This window comes from Chitinophaga alhagiae (genome assembly GCF_003568665.1).
Lineage (GTDB): Bacteria > Bacteroidota > Bacteroidia > Chitinophagales > Chitinophagaceae > Chitinophaga > Chitinophaga alhagiae.
On record NZ_QXMH01000004.1, the window covers coordinates 160,926 to 176,918 of the forward strand.

Sequence of the window (15,993 nt, forward strand, 5' to 3'; positions counted from 1 at the left end):
ATGAGAACAGACCTCTCCCGCTTCACTACCGGCGGGTACAACGCCGGCCCCCGCTGGAAAGTGCTGAGCTGGTATTTTGTGAACTATTACATTTTCAACAGCGCCTTTCCCTGGCCGTACGGTCTCAAGCGGAAACTGCTGCGGCTGTTCGGCGCCAGGGTGGGAAAAGGCCTTGTCATCAAAACGAAAGTGCGGGTCAAAAATCCATGGCGTCTGCAGATAGGAGACCATTGCTGGATAGGTGAAAGCGTATGGATAGACAACCTGGAAGACGTGACCATCGGCAATAACGTCTGCGTATCCCAGGGCGCCCTGCTGCTGACCGGCAACCATGACTATACGCTGGCCGATTTCCCTTACCGCCTGGGAAAGATCACGCTGGAAGACGGCGTGTGGATAGGCGCCGGCTCCGTGGTATGCCCCGGCGTGCATTGCGGCACCCATGCCATTCTCACCGTCAATTCCGTGGCCAATAAAAACCTGGCCCCCTGGCAGATCTACGCGGGCAACCCCGCCTCCGCGGTGCGCGCCCGGAACATGAAAACAGAACAGATATGAGCAAAAGAATACTGCTGATCGGCGGCAACTTTGCGCCCGAGCCGACCGGCATTGGAAAATATAACGGCGAAATGATGGAATGGCTGGCCAACAAGGGGTATGAATGTGCCGTGATCACCTCCTACCCTTATTACCCGCAATGGAAAGTGCAGGAGCCGTACAGCAGCCACAAATCCTGGTACAGGAAAGAAGAGATGAACGGCGGCCGGCTGAAAGTGCACCGTTGCCCACAATACGTGCCCAGCGAGCCTTCCGGCAAAAAAAGGATGATGCTCGAAGCCTCCTTTGCCTGCTCCGCCCTGGTAAAGCTGCTGCAGCTGATCCCGAAAAAGCGGTTTGACGTGGTGATCGTAGTGGCGCCTTCTTTTCACCTGGGCCTGCTGGCCCTCCTGTACAAAAAAATGCGGAAGGCCGCTTTCCATTACCACATACAAGACCTCCAGATAGAAGCAGCGCGGGACCTGGACATGATACGTTCTCCCCGGCTGATCAGCATGATGCTGCGGCTGGAGCGTTACATCCTCAAAGGCGCAGACCATGTCAGCAGTATTTCTGACGGCATGATGCAGAAAATAGCCGGTAAAACGGCCGCGCGGGTGAAATACTTTCCCAACTGGGTAGATGTAGAGCGGTTCAGGCCCCTGCCGGACCGGCACCAGATCAAGGCGGCATACGGTTTTTCTCCCGCAGACCGCATTGTGCTGTATTCAGGCGCAATCGGCGAAAAGCAGGGCCTGGAAGCCATCCTGCACGCCGCGCGCATGATGGCGGACATGCCGCAGGCAAAATTTGTGATATGCGGTTCCGGCCCCTACCGGGAAAAGCTGCAGCTGCGGGCCGCGGAACTGGACCTGCGCCAGGTATACTTTCTGCCGCTGCAGCCGGCGGCGTCTTTCAACGAATTTCTCAATATGGCAGACGTACACCTGGTGATCCAGAAAGCCAATGCGTCTGACCTGGTGATGCCCTCCAAGCTCACCACCATACTATCTGTTGGAGGCCTGGCCGTGATCACCGCCAACCCTTCCTCCACCCTGCACCAACTGGTCACAAAATACCAGATGGGCATGCTGGTGGAAGCCGAAAATGCCAACGCCCTTTGTGAAGGCATACGGCTGGCCCTGGAGCAGAACACCACCGCCATCCGGGACAATGCCCGGTCTTACGCCGTAGACCATTTGTCTATTGCTAACGTAATGGAACGATTTGAAGAACAAATTATCAATGCTGCCGTATGCTGAACCGGTACCTTAAAATAATACTCGTACAGATCATAGTGCTGGACTTCGTTTGCCTGAACGGCCTCTTTTTCCTGGCCGGCATGGGGTTGCGGCAATACGACCTTCAGGAGCACCAGGGAGCGGACACTTTCCTGCTCGCGTCCAATATTGCCTGGGCCATAGCGCTGTACGCCATGGGCCTGAACATGATCAGCCAGCAGCTTTCCTATGAAAGAATGGCCCGCCGTACCGTACATGCGGTGCTGTTATACCTGCTGCTGCTGCTCGGTTTTCTTTTCCTGTACGGGCACCTGTACTCCCGCTTTTTTGTGATGATGTACTGCGCGCTGTTCATTGTGTCTGTAGTGCTCATCCGCCTCCTGTTCTGGTGGATCACCAACTCCATCCTCAAAAGCAAAGACATTGAGCGTAAAATGGTGATACTGGGGTATAACGAAATGTCAAAAAAACTGGCGGACAACCTGCTGGCCGAAAAAAGCAACCTGAAGCTGGAAGGCTACTTTGAAGAATACAACAACGTGCAGGAACTGTCTTATTACCCGGTAATAGGCAACCTGAAAGACTGTGTGCCCTACGCCAAGAGCAACAACATCAGGGAGATCTACTCCACCCTTTCCCCGGAGCAGAACCCGTACCTGTATAAACTGGCGTACGAGGCGGAGCAGCATTTCATTCACTTCCGTTTTGTGCCGGATTTCAAAATGTTCGTGAACCGGCAGATCTATGTAGACTATCATAACGATATTCCCATTATTTCCCTGCGTTCCGAACCGCTTGACGACATTGCGAACCGCATCCGCAAACGGCTCTTCGACATTTTATTTGCCTCGCTGGTCACCGTTTTGCTGCTGAGCTGGCTCATTCCCCTGCTGGCGCTGCTGATACGCCTTGAGTCACGGGGGCCGGTGTTTTTCATACAGCACCGCACCGGGCGCAACAACAAGACCTTCCGCTGCCTGAAGCTGCGCAGCATGTACGTGAACCGGGATGCCAACGAAAAACAGGCTACCCGTAACGACAAACGTTTCACACGCATAGGCCGCATTCTCCGCAAAACCAACCTGGATGAGATCCCCCAGTTCCTGAACGTGCTGACGGGAGACATGTCTGTAATAGGGCCGCGCCCGCACATGCTGAAGCATACGGAAGAATATTCCCGCATCATCCAGCAGTACATGATACGCCACTACCTGAAACCAGGCATCAGCGGATGGGCGCAGGTAAACGGTTTCCGCGGAGAGATCACGGAAGAGAGCCACCTGCGCAAACGGGTGGAGCACGATATCTGGTATATGGAAAACTGGTCTATCTTCCTTGATCTGAAGATCATATTTTTAACGGTGTCTAACACCATAAGAGGAGAAAAAAATGCATTTTGAGATGTACCGGCAGGACATGCACTCGCACCTGCTCCCCGGCCTGGACGACGGGGCCAAAACGCTGGAAGATTCCCTTTCGCTCATCAGGCAGCTGCGCGCGCTGGGGTATACCAAGCTGATCACCACGCCGCATATCATGTCCGGCATACATAACAATGATGCCGGCACCATTCTGCCCGCGCTGGACAACCTGCGCAAGGCGGTGGAAGCGGCTGGCATAGACGTGGAGCTGGACGCGGCGGCGGAATACCTGATGGACGATTATTTTGAGTCCCTCCTGGAAGGGCGGGAACCGCTGCTGACCATCAACGGGCAATATGTGCTGGTAGAGTTCTCCTTTGTGGCCATGCCCATGAACTACCGCACCATTTTCTTCAACCTGAAAATGGCCGGCTATGAGCCTATACTGGCGCACCCGGAGCGGTACATGTACCTGCACGGGGACCTGGACTTTTATCGGGAATTGCAGGAGGCGGGCGTTCACCTCCAGCTGAACATTCTCTCCCTCTACGGGTATTACGGCAGCCGGGTGCAAAAAATGGCCCTGCAGCTCCTGGAAGCAGGCCTGGTGGAGTTTACCGGTACAGACCTGCACCACCAGCGGCACATGAACGTACTGGCGGGGAAACCCCTGGACGCTTCCCTCCGGGCAAAGCTGGCCGGCGGGTTTATAAAAAATGAATTGTTATAGTCAAAAAATTGTAATTTTAAAAAGCACGTTAACAACGGCATGGCCGTATCCAAAATAAAACTGAATACAAAACAAGGGTTGCATAATGATTTCTTCTTCAACGGGAGCAAGTAAGTTTCCTGAAAACAAGGGGCTTATCGAAGATGTGTTCCATGAAATCAGGTCTATTCTTTCCGGTATTTTGTCCAGCGTTGAGTTGATCGAACTTTATGGTTCAGGGCAGTTCAATACGGAAAAAACCGGGGAAAAGATCAACCGGCAGGCGGGTGCCATCAAATCGCAGGTGATTGAACTGGAGTTTCTTTTACAGAATGTACGCATCATTCAACATATTCTGAACAAATCCCTTTCTTCCAAGCGGACGCCCGCCAAAATTGCCCTGCTACTGAAAAATGTAGTGGAAGATGACAGGTATGCCCCGTTGTTTGCGCACTGGGTACAGTACAGCGTGAACAGCAGCCGTGAGGTGGCGTATGTAGACGAGTTCCTGATCAGGCAATTGCTGCTGAACCTGCTTTTCCGCATGCAGCGCAACAGCCAGCCGCAGGAGCAGCCCCGCCTCACCATCACTTTTGAAAAGGATTACTTTGAGCTGAAAGGCGTATACCTCGCCAATGCCAACGATCATTCCCTCTCATCTTCCATCAAAACTTTCCAGCAAGACAACCTGCAGGCCTACCTTGACCAGCGCATCTGCAGCCTGATAGCCTACGTGGCGGAGCTGCACGACGGGCGCTTCGAGATCAGCGCCTTGCCCGAAGGGAAAATTGAAATGCTGGTACACATTCCGTACGATGTAAATTAACGCAGCCGCCTACCGCGGGGACAGGCTCTGCAGAAGGATGTTGCCGTCTATCCGGAACCGCTGGTGCAGGTTGACCAGCAGATCTACATTGGGGTATTTGCTGCGCCCCAGTATGCCTGATAATTGGGACTTGGATATATCCAGCTCATGGGAAAGCTCCGTCTGGTTATAGCCCCTGGTCTGCATTAAATGTTCAAGAATGGCCACAAAATCCGGGTTGACCGGTAAAGGGTATTCTTTGGTTTCCCACTCCTCCACCGCATCGGTCAGCTGATCGAGCTTTTTTTCCTCTTCGGGGCTCAGCTTGTCAAACCCCTTTGCCAGTAACGGCTCCATGGCCGCCATGGCGAGGAAGTACTCCTGCTTGTTTTTGATGGTCTTTTTCATGTTAAATAGCACTACAAAGTGATTAATGTTCCCCTCCGCCCATGCTCATCGTACTGTGCATGTGTTAAAACGCCCCGCACATACAACGTGCTCTTTCTGAAATTGATCATGGCAACCAGCCGGTCCCTGTTTCCGCCAATGTTGAACACATACCGGTCACTCCCGATATAGTCACAGGAATTGAAGGTCTGCTTCACCTCGCCAAAATCTCTCCACTCCGCCCTCCTTGTTTTTTTGTGCCAGTCATTTAATCCAATCACCGACAATGGATGTTTTTTCCCAAATTCAATAATGGGTGGTCTTGAAATGATTCGCATGTTTTGATTATTCATGTTCAAAATTATTCATGGACACGCTTGGGTTAACGCTTCACAAATGTACACAAATTTTTCAAACAACGATCAAAGTTCTCAAATGAGAACAAATAATTGTAGCCATAATGGTAGAAATCAAGTTTCTTTGCAGTACCCATGTCATTATTCATAGCATCGCTTAATTCAGGCAGTAACGGAAACTGTTATTATATCGGCAACGCCACGGAGGCGGTGCTGGTAGACGCGGGCATTTCCTGCCGGGAAACAGAGCGCCGTATGCAGCAGCTGGGGCTGGACATGGCGCGCGTGAAGGCCGTGTTCGTATCTCATGAACATATAGACCACATCCGGGGCATTCCGGTGCTGGCTAAAAAGTACCGCCTGCCGGTGTACATTACCGCCGCCACCCTGCAGCACAGCGGCATGGCCCTGGGCGGCATTCCCTTCAGGGCGCTGGAGCCTGTTACCATTGGCAGCTTGCACGTAACGCCTTTCACCAAACATCACGATGCCGCGGACCCGCACAGTTTTGTTGTAAGCTGCAACAACGTGCGCATCGGCATTTTCACAGACATTGGCGCGCCCTGCGAACAGCTGGCGCATCATTTTTCACTTTGCCACGCGGCTTTCCTGGAAGCCAATTATGATCCTGACATGCTGGAAAACGGCCGGTACCCTATTTACCTGAAAAACCGCATCCGCGGCGGAAAGGGGCACCTTTCCAACCTGCAGGCGCTGGAGCTGTTCAACACCTGCCGGCCCGCCACCCTGCAACTGCTGCTGCTCTCCCATCTCTCCCGGGACAATAACTCTCCGGAACTGGTACAGGAACTTTTTAACCACTATGCCTGCGGCGTGGAAATAACAGTAGCATCGCGGTACGGAGCATCAAAGGTGTTTGAGGTGGACGGGAAATGGCGGGGCACTGCCGCGCAGGCTGCCGCCGCAATGCAATTGCCAGACCGGCGGGAAACGCTTACGCAGGCATTACAGGCCTACAATACAGGCCGCAAAGCGCGAAAGCGGCAACAGACGGCTGTGACACAGGGCAATTTGGGATTTCCGGAGTAGATGCAGGCAACAAGCGAAACACGAACACGTTCCCCGGGTGGGCGCCAAGAAGCAGCCCTGCCGCCATCAGCTGCCGGTAAACCATTTTTGCCGCTATTGCTTACCCTTGCTCCACCACCAGGTTAAACGCCGCATCCAGCACCAGCTTCCCTTCTGTTTCCGCATCCGCCAGCTTTAATCCTTTTATTTTACCGGTTTTGCCTTTGGACACCAGGTCTGTCACCTGCTTTTCGGTGAGTTTTTTTCCGAATGCCTCAAACGGTATCTTGAACCCGCATGCAGCAAAATTGGCGCAGCCGTAAGCGGTGTTCCCTTTTTTCAACAGGTGGGCCTTGCATTTGGGGCACTGCATTTCTTCCGGGGATTTGCGGGGTGTTTTTTCCTTTTCTTCCTTTACCGGCGCGGCGGGTTTTTCCGCTGCCAGGGAAATGGTTTTACCGGCGTTGTTCTTCACTTCGTGCGTCAGCTCCGCCACCATTTGCACCAGCTCCTGCCTGAACGTGTCCATGGCGTATTCCCCTTTTTCTATGAGGCGGAGCTTGCGCTCCCAGTTGCCTGTCAGCTCGGGGCTTTTCAGCAGCTCGTTCTGGATGGTGTCTATCAGGTCCATGCCGGTTTGGGTGGCAAATATGTTCTTCTTCTTTTTCTCGATGTATTTTCTGCGGAACAGCGTTTCAATAATATTGGCGCGGGTGGAGGGGCGGCCAATGCCGTTGTCTTTCAGCAGTTCCCGCATCTCCTCATCTTCCACCTGCTTGCCGGCCGTTTCCATGGCGCGCAGCAATGTGGCTTCGGTGAAGGGTTTGGGCGGCGTGGTTTTCCCCTTGTGAATGCGCGGCTCGTGGGGGCCGCTTTCCCCCACCTCAAACACCGGGAGTATCTTTTCCTTTTCTTCCTCCTCTTCGCCCTCTTTCTGCGCGGGCGCATCGTTGGCGTATACTTCCTTCCAGCCCGGCTCCAGTATCTGCTTGCCCGTAGCTTTAAATTCCACCTGGCCTACCTGGCCCAGCACGGTGGTGTTGGCAATTTTACACTCGGGGTAAAATGCTGCAATAAAACGGCGCGCCACCAGGTCGTACACCCGCTTTTCGTCCAGCGGCAGGTTTTCAGGGTACATGCCCGTGGGGATGATGGCATGGTGGTCTGTCACCTTCTTATCATCAAACACGGTCTTGAGCTTGGGGATGGGCTGGGTGAGCAACGGCGCAATGAGGGCCTTGTACGGCGTCATGTCCTGCAGGATACCGGCTATTTTGGGATGCAGGTCTTCAGAAAGGTAAGTGGTGTCTACCCGCGGGTAGGTCACCAGCTTTTTCTCATAGAGGTTCTGGATGTGCTTCAGCGTATCATCCGCGGAAAAAGCATATTTTTTGTTCGCCTCCACCTGCAGGGCCGTGAGGTCAAACAGGCGGGGATTGCCTTCCTTGCCTTCTTTCCGTTCAAAGCTGGTGATCTCGAAGAGATGCCCTTTCAGGTATTCCAGGCCCTTGCCGGCGCGCTCGGGCTGCTTGATGCGGTCTATAGCGGCGGTAAATTCCGTTTTGCGGTAAATGGTTTTCAGCTCCCAGTATTCTTCAGACACAAAGGCGTTGATCTCTTTCTGCCGGGCCACTATCATGGCCAGCGTAGGTGTTTGCACGCGGCCGATGGACAGTACGGCCTTGCCGTCCCCGAACTTTTTGGTGAACAGGCGGGTGGCGTTCATGCCCAGCAGCCAGTCCCCAATAGCGCGGGCGCTGCCGGCGGCATAGAGGTTGTCATACTGCGCGGCATCTTTCAATTTGCCAAAACCTTCGCGTATGGCCTCTTCCGTGAGAGAAGATATCCACAGCCGTTTCACCGGGGCGGGGCACCTGGCTTTCAGCAGCACCCAGCGCTGTATCAATTCCCCTTCCTGCCCGGCGTCACCGCAGTTGATCACTTCCTCGCACTGGTGCACGAGCGTTTCGATCACCCTGAATTGTTTTTGAACGCCTGTATTGTCTATCAGTTTGATGCCGAAATGCTGGGGAATGATGGGGAGGTCTGCCAGGCTCCAGGTTTTCCAGCCCGCCACATAATCATGCGGCTCTTTCAGGGTGCAGAAATGCCCGAAGGTCCAGGTAACCTGGTACCCGTTGCCTTCGTAATAGCCGTCTTTCCGCTGCCTTGCGCCCAGTACTTCAGCTATATCTCTTGCCACGCTGGGCTTTTCTGCAATACATACTTTCATGTCTGATCAATCGCAAGCGCAAATGTAATATTTAAAGCGAAAACGCCGGGGTGTACACGGTACCGCGGAAGTTTATGGAAAACAAAAATATTTACATCTTTACAACATGTCCGCCAGATCTATCATATTCATATCCGCCGTATGCCTGCTAACGGCCTGCCGTGAAAAAAAGCCCGCCTCGCGGAAGGCGCCGCGTGAAAAAGAAAGCGCGCCCGCCCCGCCCGCTCCCCTGGATGAGAACAGGCTGCGGCAAAAGGCCGCCCGTTTAAAGGCGTTTGCCGCGGATGGCCGCTACAATACCCGCTATGCCTGTTTTGTAGACTTCAGCGTGTTTTCGGGGCGGCGGCGTTTTGTGTTGTATGACCTGGAAAAAGACAGCATCCTCAGCCGCTCGCTGGTCACGCACGGGCAGGGGCCTGATTTCAGAACGGAAGCGGTGGCTTTCTCCAACGAGCCCGGCAGCCGCTGCTCCTCTCCCGGCATCTACCGCATTGGCGCCAAATATACCGGCCGGTTTGGCACGGCCTACAAGCTGCATGGGCTGGAAGCCTCCAACAACAAGGCCTTTGAACGTTTTGTGGTGCTGCATGCACATGCGTGCGTACCGGCCGTGGAAGTGAACGAAGGCATTTGCCGCAGCGACGGTTGCCCTACCCTCAACCCCGCCTATTTTGCCAGGCTGCAGCCTTACATTGACAGGGCGGCCAGGCCGGTATTATTGTGGATCTACCGGTAAGCCGGCTCATCCGCCATGCTCCACCAACCTGCAGGGCAGTTGCCTGCTGCGGTATTGCAGAGCTTCTCCCGTATCCCCTTCCGCCAGCCGGTCAAACAGCATCCGGGCGGCTTCTTCCCCTATTTCGAACGAGCTTTCTTCTATGGAGGCCAGCGGCTTGTGGTCAAGGTAATGCAGGATGGGCAGGTTGCCGAAGCCGGTAAACTGTATTTTGCCCAGCAACGCGGGTTGTTGTGTTTTGAGGTAATGCATGGCCTCCAGCGTAATATAGTTCTTGAAAGTAAAAATGCCTGTGGGTGGTACATCCAACTGCAGCAGGCGCTCCATGGCCTTGTAGGTGCCTTCGGGCGTAAGGTCTACCGCCTGCACCAGTTCCGGGCGGTAAGGGATGTTGCGGGCCTCCAGTGCGGCCCGGTACCCTTCATAGCGGGCCTGGCTGGTGCGCATGCCCTGCGGCCCCATCAGGTGGGCAATATGCCGGTGCCCTTTATTAACCAGGAAGTCTGTGGCCGCTAAGCCGCCCTCCCGGTTGTTGGACGATACAAAATCGAATTGCGCCCCCTTCGGCTCCCGCCCGATGCATACCACCGGTATGCCCATAGACAGCAGTTTCAGGAAAGGCTGCATGTCTGACGTGTTTTTGGTGATGGACACGATCACCCCGTCTACCCTATGGCGCACCATTACGTCCACTATCTTCTGTTCGGTCTCCACATCTTCATGAGACTGCGATAATATAACATGGTAGCCCCGCTGCTCCGCCACCGCTTCCACACCGTTAATAGCAAAGGCATAGTACTGGTCCAGTATGTCCGGTATGATCAGCCCCAGCGTAAAAGTTTTGCTGAGCTTGAAGTGCCGCGCCGCCTCATTGGGCACATAGTTCAGCTCCAGGGCCAGTGCCTTCACCCGCTCGCTGGTGAGGGCGCTGATAGACGGGTCGTTGTTCAGCGCCTTGGATACCGTTGAAACAGACATATGCAGTTTCTTTGCTATATCCTTGATGGTTACACCCTTTTTCATGGCATCATATTACAAAAACTATTTCAAACGTTGTAAATGGATTTTTTCTCCTGTAAATCGATTGCAATTCATATATTGCCAGCGATAAAATTTCACGTCATTTTTCAACTGTAACCAGATCTTTTAAAACTTCATTTTACCCGTAACACAACTAAAAAACGTATCCATTTTCTAAATCGAAAAAACTTAACTATTGATGACCTTTTCCGGCAGGCACCGAGACTGGAGCTAAGTCTGCCGGGCGCGCACAGTGAATAACAGCAGGGATCTGTTCCGGGCTCCGGAACAGCCGCAGGAGCGGTATTCCCGGTAAGAGGCGGGCTGCGCCGGCCCCGTGTAACAACAGTACATATCGTGCAAAAATTCCATTTTCTGAATCGTAAAAACTGTTCCGCAATGACCAATTTTTCCGGTACGGGGCTACTTGTGCCCGGCCCGGCCTGACACCCGTACACATCATATCGTAAACGTTCCATTTTTCAAATCGTAAAAAATGATTTTTTCCGGTACCGGGAAAGGTATGCCCTGTGCCGTTCCACGTCAGCAAACAGATAACATAACAATTCCATTTTCTAAATCGTAAAACTGATCTACAATGACTACTCTTATCAGCAACAGGCTGCTGAATTTTCTTACAGCCTGTTTTACGCTGGCCTTCCTGCTCCTGCTTCAACAGGCCGCGCTGGCGCAGGACCGCAAGGTAAGCGGCACTGTACTGGACATAGCCGGCAAGCCCGTACCTGGCGTAACCGTGGTGATAGAAGGCACCAACAGGGGCACCGCCACAGATGCAGGCGGCAAGTTCCTGCTGAACGATGTGCCGCCCGGCGCCACGCTGGCGTTCTCTTTTATAGGCTACCAGACCATCAAGGTAAAGGCCGGCGCCAGCCCGCTGAATATCACCATGAAAGAAAATGCCACAGAGCTGGAGCAACTGGTGGTAGTAGGCTATGGCACGCGTAAAAAGAGTGATGTGACCGGCTCCGTATCGCAGGTGCAGGTCACCAAGCTGGAAAACGAGAACCCTACCAGCGTGCAGGACGCGCTGCGGGGCAATATTGCCGGCCTGAACGTAACGGGCTCCAACTCCGCCAAGGGCGGCGGTGACCTGATCATAAGAGGCAAATCGTCCATCAACGCGGGCCTCTCCCCGCTCATTGTGCTGGACGGCGTGATCTACCCCGGCGCGCTGGCAGACATCAACCCGAACGATATCCAGACCATAGACGTATTGAAAGACGCCAGCGCGGCCGCTGTATACGGCGCCAAATCCGCCAAGGGCGTAATACTCATCACCACCAAAAGAGGCAGCAAGGCCAAACCCACCATTACCCTGAACTCCAATGTGGGCGTATCTACCCTGGCCATGGACCAGCCTTTGTACGATGGCCCGGGATTTCTCCGGTGGCGTACGGACGTGATGAAAAGTACCAACGTGAACGCCAAGCCTTACCAGTTTGATGACCCTAATACGCTGCCGTCAGACATTACCATAGACCAGTGGAAGGCGTACGACAATTCGCAGGGAGACCCCATAGACATCTGGATGACGCGCCTGAAAGTATTCCCCGTGGAAGTAAAGAACTACCGCGCGGGCAAACAAACGGACTGGTACAACATGATGTGGCAGAACGGCCTCCGGCACGACCATACCGTGAGCATTTCCGGCCGGAAAGACGACATCTCCTACTACATCAGCGCGGGCTACATGAACAACGAAGGTTTTATAGTGGGAGACAAATATGAGACCTTCAGAACACGCATCAACGTAGAGGCCAAGGCAGCGAGCTGGGCCGTGGTAGGCGTGAACATGCAATTTGCGGACAGGGATGAAAGCCAGGTGCCGGTAGACTGGGGGCAAATGATCAACGCATCCCCCTGGGGTGAAAAATACAAGGATGATGGCGTAACCCTCCGAGACAGCCCTAACGACGACGTGGGCAACAACACCAACCCGTTCCTCAACAACGCCTACACCAAACGCCTGCAGAAATTCAACACCCTCTTCGGCTCGCTGTACCTCAAGGGAGACCTGCCGGCCGGGTTCTCTTACCAGGTAAACTTTACGCCCAACTTCGAGTTTCAGCGCTACTTCAACGCCAACTCCGCCAAGGACTTCCGCTACGCGGCCCGCAAGGGTTACGCGGTCAGAAGGGAAATGACCACCTACAACTGGCAGATAGACAACCTGCTGCGCTGGAACAAAACTTTTGGCGAGCACGATTTTGACGTGACCCTGCTCATGAACGCGGAAAAGTTCCAGAGCTGGCGCAACCAGATGGAGAACGAAGGCTTTGACCCGAATGATAACCTGAGCTGGCACAACATCGGCTCCGGCATCAAGCCCGTTATTTCCAGCTCGGACTCCATCAGTACCGGGGATGCCTTGATGGCCCGCCTCAACTACGGCTTCATGCAAAAGTATTTGCTCACGGCCTCCATCCGCAGAGACGGCTATTCCGCCTTCGGGCAGCGCAACCCGCGCGCCAACTTCCCCGCCATCGGCTTTGGCTGGGTGTTTTCCAAAGAGAGCTTTGTGAACGCCCCCTGGCTCAACCACGGCAAACTGCGCGTTTCCTACGGCGTGAACGGCAACCGGGACATTGGCCGTTACCTGGCCCTGTCTGACCTCAACACCGGCAAGTACCAGTACGTAATGCCCAACGGCACCGTGGTACTGGTATCTCAACTCTATGTGAACCGCATGGCCAATCCCAACCTGAAATGGGAAAAGAGCACCTCTTACAACGTGGGGCTGGACTTTGCCGTGCTGGACAACCGGCTGAGCGGCTCCATAGACGTATACAACAAGGTGACCAAAGACCTGCTGATACTGCGCACCCTGCCTGATGTAACAGGCTTCTTCAACGTGATGGACAACCTGGGCGAAGTGCAGAACAAGGGCGTGGAGATCAGCCTCAACAGCGTGAACATCAGCAACAAGAACGGCTTCAGCTGGCGCACCGGCCTCAATTTCACCCTGAACCGCAACAAGATCGTACACCTGTACGGCGAGGTAGACATCAAGGACGCAAACGGCAAGGTGATTGGCCGGGAAGAAAGGGATGACGTGGCCAACAAGCTCTTCATTGGCCATGATATGGACGAGATCTGGGACATGAAAATACTGGGCATCTGGCAGCAGGATGAAGCCGCCGAGGCCGCCAAATTTGGCGTAAAGCCCGGTGACTACAAGCTGCAGGACACGGACGGAGACGGCAAGTTCTCCGACAAGGACAAGATATTCCAGGGTTACAGAACGCCCCGCTTCCAGTGGACGCTGCGGAACGATTTTGCTTACCGCAACTTTGAGCTGTCTTTCATGTTCTATTCCAACTGGGGCCAGAAAGAACGGTACAACATTGCCAAGAACAACTCCGGTTTCATAGACCGTCAGAACTCCTACATCACCCCGTACTGGACGCCGGAGAACCCGCTCAACGATCATGCGCGGCTGTTCTCCAACAACGGCAGCATCAATTTTGACGTATACCGGAAAGCCTCTTTCATCCGCCTCAGTACATTGGCGCTGGCCTACACCATTCCCGGCAACCTGCTGGAACGCTTCGGCATAGCATCTTTCAAGCTCTACGGCAACATCAGCAACGTGGCCATGTACCAGCCTGACTGGCATTTCTGGGACGCCGAGTACGCCTACACCGCCAACAACCCGCCGGCACGGAATTATACACTGGGTTTAAACGTGACGTTCTAATTGCTTAAACAAAGGAATCTGATATGAAAAAGATACTTATAGCTGCCCTGCTGGCAGTGACCATATACGGAACAGGGGCCTGTAACAAGGAATGGCTGAAGCCGGAGCCCCTGTCTTTTTACGAGCCGGACCTCACCTATACAGACGCCGCCTCCATGAAGGCAGCGCTGGTGGCCTGCGCGCGTAACGCAAGAATTGAATATTATGGGGACAACCCGCCCATATTGACGGAAATGGTCTTTTCCGAAGTAACAGTAGAAGGCACTACAGACAAAAGCGGCCCGGCGCAAGACCTCAACCTGCTCATTACGCCAGACGGCGCCAACTTCAACAATGCAGACCGCGCCCGCATCTATTACTACTGGAACGAAGGCTATAAAGGCATCAAATACGCCAATACCGTTATTGAGCGTATAGACAATGCCCAATACAGTTCCCAGGCAGAACGCAACGCCATACTGGGCGCCGCCTACTTTCACCGCGCGCTGCGCTACTACCGGCTCACCCACCAGTTCGGGGATGTGCCGGCCCTCATGAAAGAGATCAACGCGCCGCAGCTGGAGTTCTACTCCACCAAACGCGATGTGATACTGGAATACATCAAAAAAGACCTGGATTCCGCCAAAGACTGGCTGCAGGATAACGTAGCCCGCGGCGAAGTGACCAAAGGCGCCGTGCTGCACCTGCTCACCAAGGTAAACCTGGCCCTGGGCAAATTTGACGAAGCCATTGCCAGCGCCAGCGCCATCATTAACGGCGGGGCCTATGCGTTGATGAAACAGCCCTTTGGCGCTACCAAAAAGAACGTGATCTGGGATTTGCACCGCCCGGAGAACAAATCATTGGGAGAAAACAAGGAAGGCATCTTCATGATCGTTGACCGGTTCGGAGATGGCGGTTACGACGGCGGCATGCGCATCATGCGGCAGGCGGTGCCTTATTGGGGCACCAACATCAACACGCCCTCCGGCCGCAAGGGCACCAATGACAACGTGAACCCGGAGTTCATACAATCCAACCTGTACGGGCGCGGTATTGGCCGTTGCAGGCCCACCAACTACAGCCAGTTTGAGCTGTGGACGGACCCTAACGACCTGCGGCACGCCAAAGGCAACTGGATGACCATGGAAGACCTGGTATACAATGAGCCTGGCCTCAAGAACAATAACGACGCTTACTACCTGAAACCGCTGCAAATGCGCAATGCCAGCGGCGGCCTCCTCTGTACAGACACCATCCGCTGCTGGTTTGGCTGGCCGCATTACAAGGTGTTCATACCAGACACGGAAAACTCCCCCATGCAGGGCGGCCACTCCGACTGGTACATGTTCCGCCTGGCGGAAACCTACCTGCTGCGCGCGGAAGCCTACTACTGGAAAGATGACCCGGCTGCCGCCGCGGCAGACATCAACCAGGTGCGCGAGCGCGCCCTGTGCGCCCCCATTACAGCGGCAGAAGTGAACATCGGCGCCATACTGGATGAAAGGGCCAGGGAGCTGTTTTACGAAGAGCCCCGCAAAACGGAGCTGACCCGTATTTCCTACATTTTTGCCAAAACCGGCAAAGCCGCCTACAACGGGAAAGTATATACGCTGGAGAATTTTTCCGATAATAACTTCTTTTATGACCGTGTGATGGAGAAGAACAACTTTTACAGGAATGGCACTGTGACCAACCATGGTGACAAATACACCATCAGCCCGTATCACGTGCTCTGGCCTGTGCCCTCCAACTCCATACAGGGCAATACTTACGGCATCATTAATCAGAATAAGGGATATGTGGGGTATGAAGGCAACCGCCCGCCCCTGGACAACATTCCTGAATAACGTGTGATGCATGGGCAAGAAAAAAGGCGTGC

At 54.1% G+C, this 15,993-nt stretch carries 13 protein-coding genes; 9 read left to right on the plus strand and 4 right to left on the minus strand.

From position 1 onward, the window contains the following. The 5 genes from D3A97_RS19925 to D3A97_RS19945 all read left to right on the plus strand — a co-directional run bounded on the left by D3A97_RS19925 (position 1) and on the right by D3A97_RS19945 (position 4,674). Positions 1-558, plus strand: a complete 558-nt coding sequence (locus tag D3A97_RS19925; RefSeq protein WP_119080313.1) for a WcaF family extracellular polysaccharide biosynthesis acetyltransferase — start codon at positions 1-3, stop codon at positions 556-558. Then, positions 555-1,799 (plus strand): WcaI family glycosyltransferase, encoded by a 1,245-nt coding sequence (locus D3A97_RS19930; protein ID WP_119080314.1) that lies wholly within the window; start codon positions 555-557, stop codon positions 1,797-1,799. Before D3A97_RS19925 ends, D3A97_RS19930 begins: the two co-directional genes overlap by 4 nt. Beyond that, positions 1,793-3,178 carry an undecaprenyl-phosphate glucose phosphotransferase gene (locus tag D3A97_RS19935; protein WP_119080315.1) on the plus strand — a complete coding sequence of 462 codons (1,386 nt, stop codon included), beginning with the start codon at positions 1,793-1,795 and terminating at the stop codon, positions 3,176-3,178. Before D3A97_RS19930 ends, D3A97_RS19935 begins: the two co-directional genes overlap by 7 nt. Next, complete coding sequence (locus D3A97_RS19940) at positions 3,168-3,869, plus strand: tyrosine-protein phosphatase (RefSeq protein WP_119080316.1); 702 nt, start codon at positions 3,168-3,170, stop codon at positions 3,867-3,869. Before D3A97_RS19935 ends, D3A97_RS19940 begins: the two co-directional genes overlap by 11 nt. A gap of 196 nt (positions 3,870-4,065) precedes the next feature. Then, entirely contained in the window at positions 4,066-4,674 is a 609-nt protein-coding gene (locus D3A97_RS19945) for a hypothetical protein (protein ID WP_119080317.1), read from the plus strand. A 9-nt stretch (positions 4,675-4,683) separates the two neighbouring features. Here D3A97_RS19945 and D3A97_RS19950 read toward each other — a convergent pair whose 3' ends face one another. Both D3A97_RS19950 and D3A97_RS19955 read right to left on the minus strand, forming a co-directional pair. Then, positions 4,684-5,061 carry a helix-turn-helix domain-containing protein gene (locus D3A97_RS19950; RefSeq protein ID WP_119080318.1) on the minus strand — a complete coding sequence of 126 codons (378 nt, stop codon included), beginning with the start codon at positions 5,059-5,061 and terminating at the stop codon, positions 4,684-4,686. An 11-nt stretch (positions 5,062-5,072) separates the two neighbouring features. Next, the gene (locus tag D3A97_RS19955) at positions 5,073-5,321 is read right to left on the minus strand and encodes a type II toxin-antitoxin system HigB family toxin (RefSeq protein ID WP_198674092.1); all 249 of its coding nucleotides are present in this window, start codon (positions 5,319-5,321) and stop codon (positions 5,073-5,075) included. A gap of 210 nt (positions 5,322-5,531) precedes the next feature. Here D3A97_RS19955 and D3A97_RS19960 point away from each other — a divergent pair, with 210 nt between their 5' ends. Continuing rightward, positions 5,532-6,446, plus strand: a complete 915-nt coding sequence (locus D3A97_RS19960; protein WP_119080319.1) for an MBL fold metallo-hydrolase — start codon at positions 5,532-5,534, stop codon at positions 6,444-6,446. A 100-nt stretch (positions 6,447-6,546) separates the two neighbouring features. Here the strand turns inward: D3A97_RS19960 and D3A97_RS19965 are convergent, their stop codons facing one another. Then, positions 6,547-8,658: a type IA DNA topoisomerase gene (locus D3A97_RS19965; protein ID WP_119080320.1), complete on the minus strand. Its 2,112-nt coding sequence runs from the start codon at positions 8,656-8,658 to the stop codon at positions 6,547-6,549. 106 nt (positions 8,659-8,764) lie between these two features. Between D3A97_RS19965 and D3A97_RS19970 the strand changes: the two genes are divergently transcribed. Further along, positions 8,765-9,394: a murein L,D-transpeptidase catalytic domain-containing protein gene (locus D3A97_RS19970; protein ID WP_119080321.1), complete on the plus strand. Its 630-nt coding sequence runs from the start codon at positions 8,765-8,767 to the stop codon at positions 9,392-9,394. 6 nt (positions 9,395-9,400) lie between these two features. On the opposite strand, the gene D3A97_RS19975 is transcribed toward D3A97_RS19970, so the two are convergent. Then, on the minus strand, positions 9,401-10,417 hold the full coding sequence (locus tag D3A97_RS19975) for a LacI family DNA-binding transcriptional regulator (RefSeq protein WP_119080322.1): 1,017 nt from the start codon (positions 10,415-10,417) through the stop codon (positions 9,401-9,403). Positions 10,418-11,012: 595 nt separating this feature from the next. Between D3A97_RS19975 and D3A97_RS19980 the strand changes: the two genes are divergently transcribed. Both D3A97_RS19980 and D3A97_RS19985 read left to right on the plus strand, forming a co-directional pair. Further along, positions 11,013-14,132, plus strand: coding sequence for a SusC/RagA family TonB-linked outer membrane protein (locus D3A97_RS19980; protein WP_198674093.1), 3,120 nt, complete (start codon positions 11,013-11,015; stop codon positions 14,130-14,132). Positions 14,133-14,155: 23 nt separating this feature from the next. Then, positions 14,156-15,961, plus strand: a complete 1,806-nt coding sequence (locus D3A97_RS19985) for a RagB/SusD family nutrient uptake outer membrane protein (protein ID WP_119080323.1) — start codon at positions 14,156-14,158, stop codon at positions 15,959-15,961. Positions 15,962-15,993 lie beyond the last annotated feature (32 nt).

Bases quoted from the DNA above. Each gene is read 5' to 3' on its own strand.
- D3A97_RS19925 (WP_119080313.1), top strand. From the start codon at position 1: ATGAGAACAGACCTCTCCCGCTTCACTACCGGCGGGTACAACGCCGGC.
- D3A97_RS19930 (WP_119080314.1), top strand. From the start codon at position 555: ATGAGCAAAAGAATACTGCTGATCGGCGGCAACTTTGCGCCCGAGCCG.
- D3A97_RS19935 (WP_119080315.1), top strand. From the start codon at position 1,793: ATGCTGAACCGGTACCTTAAAATAATACTCGTACAGATCATAGTGCTG.
- D3A97_RS19940 (WP_119080316.1), top strand. From the start codon at position 3,168: ATGCATTTTGAGATGTACCGGCAGGACATGCACTCGCACCTGCTCCCC.
- D3A97_RS19950 (WP_119080318.1), bottom strand. From the start codon at position 5,061: ATGAAAAAGACCATCAAAAACAAGCAGGAGTACTTCCTCGCCATGGCG.
- D3A97_RS19960 (WP_119080319.1), top strand. From the start codon at position 5,532: ATGTCATTATTCATAGCATCGCTTAATTCAGGCAGTAACGGAAACTGT.
- D3A97_RS19965 (WP_119080320.1), bottom strand. From the start codon at position 8,658: ATGAAAGTATGTATTGCAGAAAAGCCCAGCGTGGCAAGAGATATAGCT.
- D3A97_RS19970 (WP_119080321.1), top strand. From the start codon at position 8,765: ATGTCCGCCAGATCTATCATATTCATATCCGCCGTATGCCTGCTAACG.
- D3A97_RS19975 (WP_119080322.1), bottom strand. From the start codon at position 10,417: ATGAAAAAGGGTGTAACCATCAAGGATATAGCAAAGAAACTGCATATG.
- D3A97_RS19980 (WP_198674093.1), top strand. From the start codon at position 11,013: ATGACTACTCTTATCAGCAACAGGCTGCTGAATTTTCTTACAGCCTGT.
- D3A97_RS19985 (WP_119080323.1), top strand. From the start codon at position 14,156: ATGAAAAAGATACTTATAGCTGCCCTGCTGGCAGTGACCATATACGGA.